At 29.9% G+C, this 4,449-nt stretch carries 6 protein-coding genes and 2 pseudogenes; all 8 read left to right on the forward strand.

Annotated elements, in window-relative coordinates; genetic code table 11:
* Positions 1–646, forward strand: a pseudogene (locus tag HMPREF2573_RS09460) (hypothetical protein); the annotation flags it as partial.
* A gap of 789 nt (positions 647–1,435) precedes the next feature.
* Positions 1,436–1,900 carry a hypothetical protein gene (locus HMPREF2573_RS00325; RefSeq protein ID WP_036335658.1) on the forward strand — a complete coding sequence of 155 codons (465 nt, stop codon included), beginning with the start codon at positions 1,436–1,438 and terminating at the stop codon, positions 1,898–1,900.
* 66 nt (positions 1,901–1,966) lie between these two features.
* Positions 1,967–2,380, forward strand: a complete 414-nt coding sequence (locus HMPREF2573_RS00330; protein ID WP_070472112.1) for a hypothetical protein — start codon at positions 1,967–1,969, stop codon at positions 2,378–2,380.
* An 8-nt stretch (positions 2,381–2,388) separates the two neighbouring features.
* A complete protein-coding gene (locus HMPREF2573_RS00335) occupies positions 2,389–2,853 on the forward strand; it encodes a hypothetical protein (protein WP_003662480.1) in 465 nt (154 codons plus the stop codon).
* A gap of 208 nt (positions 2,854–3,061) precedes the next feature.
* Positions 3,062–3,334 carry a colicin immunity domain-containing protein gene (locus tag HMPREF2573_RS00340; RefSeq protein WP_070472114.1) on the forward strand — a complete coding sequence of 91 codons (273 nt, stop codon included), beginning with the start codon at positions 3,062–3,064 and terminating at the stop codon, positions 3,332–3,334.
* 139 nt (positions 3,335–3,473) lie between these two features.
* Positions 3,474–3,962, forward strand: a complete 489-nt coding sequence (locus HMPREF2573_RS00345; protein ID WP_070472116.1) for a hypothetical protein — start codon at positions 3,474–3,476, stop codon at positions 3,960–3,962.
* 48 nt (positions 3,963–4,010) lie between these two features.
* Entirely contained in the window at positions 4,011–4,202 is a 192-nt protein-coding gene (locus tag HMPREF2573_RS00350) for a GH-E family nuclease (protein WP_070472119.1), read from the forward strand.
* Positions 4,202–4,449 (forward strand): annotated as a pseudogene (locus tag HMPREF2573_RS00355) (ankyrin repeat domain-containing protein); the annotation flags it as partial. The gene HMPREF2573_RS00350 and the pseudogene HMPREF2573_RS00355, both read left to right, overlap by 1 nt.

The following is a 4,449-nucleotide window of genomic DNA, read 5'->3' on the forward strand; positions in this document are numbered from 1 at the left end:
TCAAAATAATGCTACTTTTATTGACAAAAAGAATGAAGTTAAAAAAGTTATTTTAAATGGGGATAAAGGAATATATAAGTGTAATTTTCAAAATGATAAATGTATTGACAACCCAATAAAAATTGGAGAAACAATGTTTGAGGATGCATTTATTAGTCCTGACACAGGCAATCCTGTTGGCGGAGTCTATATTGGAGAGAGTATAGATGAATATATCTATAGATTGAATGACAAGGCTTGGTCGGCTGGATTTTATGCTGAAGAGCTTTATGCCTACAACAGTCTGCCAGGAAACATATACGATATTAAGTCAAGTTATCCAAATCATGAAAGAAAATCTTATCATGGATTTCTATTTGATGGAAAGTATATTACACTAAGAGAAGGTGGAAATATATTAGCTGGCATGAATGCAGCAACATTGGGTATACCTTATGAGGAATTTCAAAAAGCTAGCGGTGCTTTGCATGCTGGTGGCAAATTAGGTCTTATCCGACATAAAACAACTGGTTACACTTATGGTACATATCCTAGGTATGGAGAAATTGATTATCAATACCTAAGAAGTAGATATGGTTATAGTTTAGGCTTAAAAAGAATAGAATGCAATCTAAATAATACAAACTCTTTAGAATGCAAAAAATAAACAGTTAGAGGATTTTTAATAAAATGACTATTTGTAGATATATATTTAGAATTTTGATTATATTACTTATTTTTATATTAATATTTGCGTTTCTATTATACTTATTTCTAGCAAAAGAAACAGCTTATTATTACTGTGATGAAATTTGCATAACAATAATACAACACCATCAAGGTAGGGATACTTTTTTTAGAGTTTATGATGGTATTATAATTAGTAGGAATGCATATTTAATTGTTCCTTATGCTGAATATCCTCTTGAAACATACATATATATAAAAAGAAAGAAAAATAATGGAAAGATAATTGTGGAAAATTTTACCGAACCAGTGAAATATAAAGGGGTTTTAAATAATGTGGATTTTCATGTATCATCTTATGATAGTAATGAAATTAAATATAGAGATCTAAGATACTTGTATTTATTTTTTTGATAAAGCCAAAACCATGTCAATGCATAAATACCATCTCTGCAAACCAAAGTCAAATCAAATTTCAGCAAATTTAAGATTAAGCTAAACCAACCTGACTTTGGTAAAGCCTGTATCTTACATTTGCCATTTTGCTGTAAGCGTTCATATTGTGCTTTAATATCTGGATTGTATTTGGTCGCAGTTACTGTTGCCATATATAGCTTAGCCGCGTAGGTTGGACTCTCGTACGAAAACCCAACATCTAAGCCTCATCCTTAAATCTGTTGGGTATTGTTATCGCTTTACTCAACCTAGGGGCTGGCACACTCATCATAACCGACATAGATAATAAAAGCCGTTACAAAGCAGATGATAAATGAGAAAATATATAGGATTTTTTATATTATTCCCATTAATTTTTACAATAATTGTTTATTCGTATAAACAAATCTTTTTTTTAGGAGAGACTCGGCTTAATGGTGATTATTATGCCATTGAGATGGATAATACATTTTTTGAGTACCTATCGCTAAAAAATGAAAAAGTAATTGGAGCAATCATAAACCGCACAGAGTATAACAATATTCACTTGATAATTTATACCGAAGGAAAAATATGCGATGAACCACAAGGTAGTATGTTTGAGTACTTTCCAAATGATATTATGTATGCGATTTTAGACAATACTGGAAATCTACTGGCATTTAATAATATAGAGGACTATCACTCCTATATATCCTTAAAAAATATAAAGATTGGAAATTTGCATATTAATATAAAAGATTTGTTTAAAATAGAACAAGCAAATCAAGCAGCAAAAAAGTCAGGTTGTATTTACTAAATTGAGTGTGGTGAAACAACCCTGTATGTATCACCTCTCCTTACAAAAAAAAGCGGTTGGATTGATATGGTTCATTTCTTATTTTATGCAAGTGAGGCATATAGCTATAAAAAGGAAATGATGGAAAATCCTTCCACCTCCTATTTAGGTCTTACGCAACAAGAAATAGTTAGTAAATCTATAAACCATGCGGTGAAGCGTGGTTATTTACAGGAAAAACTCGATAGTATAAAAGCCCCTCATTCTGCGTATTCATATGAAGATCTACCCTCCGACTACTTTGGAGCAGTTTTCGGAGCCAGTTTCTTTAATCCTAATCTAACCCTAACTTTTGGTCAGCAAATATCTAGCTATTTGAATAATCACTTAATAGCAACCCGCCCTGAGACTGCACCTAACTATAAAGATCCTCCAGAAAAGGATGTGGGAAAACATTCAGGAATAACCAATAAAACAATAAACCCGTTATTTACAAAATAGATAATATGATGAAATTAGAATTACTGCCATATTTTTATGCATTCTCAATGTGGATTATTATCATTTATACATATATTATATTGGCAAAATTAATTAAAATAAAAACTAAAAATTTCATTATTTTAAGTTTTACATTGTTAATAATTTTGTTAACATACAATATCTTATTGCAACAAGAATCAAAAAATCAAACACAAATTAGATTTTATTTTTTACTAGAAAATATAGAGCAATATAAAATCTTGCACGGCAAATTTCCAAACGATTTATCACATCTTCAAGATGTAAATAATGATTACTACTCATGGTGCTCAAAGGATTCATCAAACAAAATTCCTGGAAAGGGTTTGTGTTATTATTATATCAAGAATGGAGAATTCACTCTTGAGGTAATTGGAGATTATAATGATTGGTACTATAATAGCAACACCAAGAAAATATTAGAAAATAATTTTGATAGACATGGCTTGTAAGAAATGAAAATTACAAATTAATTCATGACCCATATAACTTTAAAATTAAATACGATATTAAACATACCCCAAGAAACTAAAAAATTTATTAAAAATCAAGATAAGCGAAAAAATATATTATTGGGTATTATTATTGTATTTGTAATATCTGTTATTTTTTTCGTAATCTTATAAGATACGAGAATTTTTTCAAGAATGGAGTGTTAAGATGAGTGTGTTATTGCTTAATTTTACCAAAGCGTATTTGAATGAAAGAATTAACACAAATTGTTTTGTTGATGCCTATATTGAACTATGGAGAATAGAGAGAGATTTGGGGTTGGCAAATATTGATGATGAGAGACTAAATTTGTTTTTATCATCAATATTTTATATAGTTGATTTATATAATCTAGATAGTGAAAAAGAAGAATACGAGTTTAATGATATTGAATTATATTCAAAAATATCTGAAGAGCTGGCTTTATATGAAGCAAAGTAAGCGTTCAGTTAATTAATATCATTTCGATAACCCAAAGATGGAGCGACCACCGTCCTGTCATTGCCACTTACAATCTTGATAATATTATTATCAGAACTCCCAAAGATCATGCTGATAAAACAAGTAAGAGAGGTAAAAAATGAGTAATCTAAATGCAGAAAAAATCATCAAAGCAAAGTCTTTAATACAAGAATTGTTAAATGCTGAAAGTTCAGAAGACAGAGAGAATGATATTATGCTTGAATTGGATGACATATTGCCAGACCCAAAATGGGGTAACTATATCTTCTGGACTAACGACTATTGCACAAAAGAAAATGGACTAGATTATGAAAAATTTTTCCAAAAAATAGAAGAATACGAACTTTCTGATGAGTATAAGAGAAATAAATATATTATCTCGTTGGTTAATGATTTATTAAATAAAAATTTTAACAACAAATTGGAAATGGATATTGTTAATGAGCTTCGCAAGCTAATCCCAAATGAAGATTGGATTGATTGCCTATTTGTCAGCAAATCTTGTTTTTTGGAAAATGGACAGCTTGATGAAAAAGAATTTTTGAAATCCATGGGATTGATTGACTTTGATGAATCTAACTTAGTATTCCATTTTGAGCACAATTAAGTTTGATATACTCGTAGGCTGTATATTTTTAATAAATACAGATGATTAGTGTTAGTTGCAGAGCAAACAGGTCTAACCCAAACTCAATTTAATGACTTTATTAATTCTCGTCCTGATTATTTCAGACTTGAAAACGCATCGGATAATATGGGTCATCGCAATGAGAAACCTGGCAATGGTGATTTACAAGACATCATCAATGATATCAATGAATTTAAACGCAAAAGAGGTATTAGATAATGAATTATGATAAAGATATTGAATTTCAGGGTGCTGAAATTTTATCGTTCTTGAAAAAGGGTATGATTGAAGATGCTTTAATTTTATTTGATAAATTCAAAGAAAATCATTGTATTTTTGATATTTCAGAAAGCTCAAAATGGAACTGGCTTCATCAAATTTTACTAAGTCCTAGTTCTGACAGTTACAAGACTAGCTTATCAGTGAAATACCTCATCAACCAAGGCATCCCCATCAACGCCCAAGA

Origin of the sequence: Moraxella sp. HMSC061H09, assembly GCF_001809255.1 — a bacterium.
GTDB lineage: Bacteria > Pseudomonadota > Gammaproteobacteria > Pseudomonadales > Moraxellaceae > Moraxella > Moraxella catarrhalis.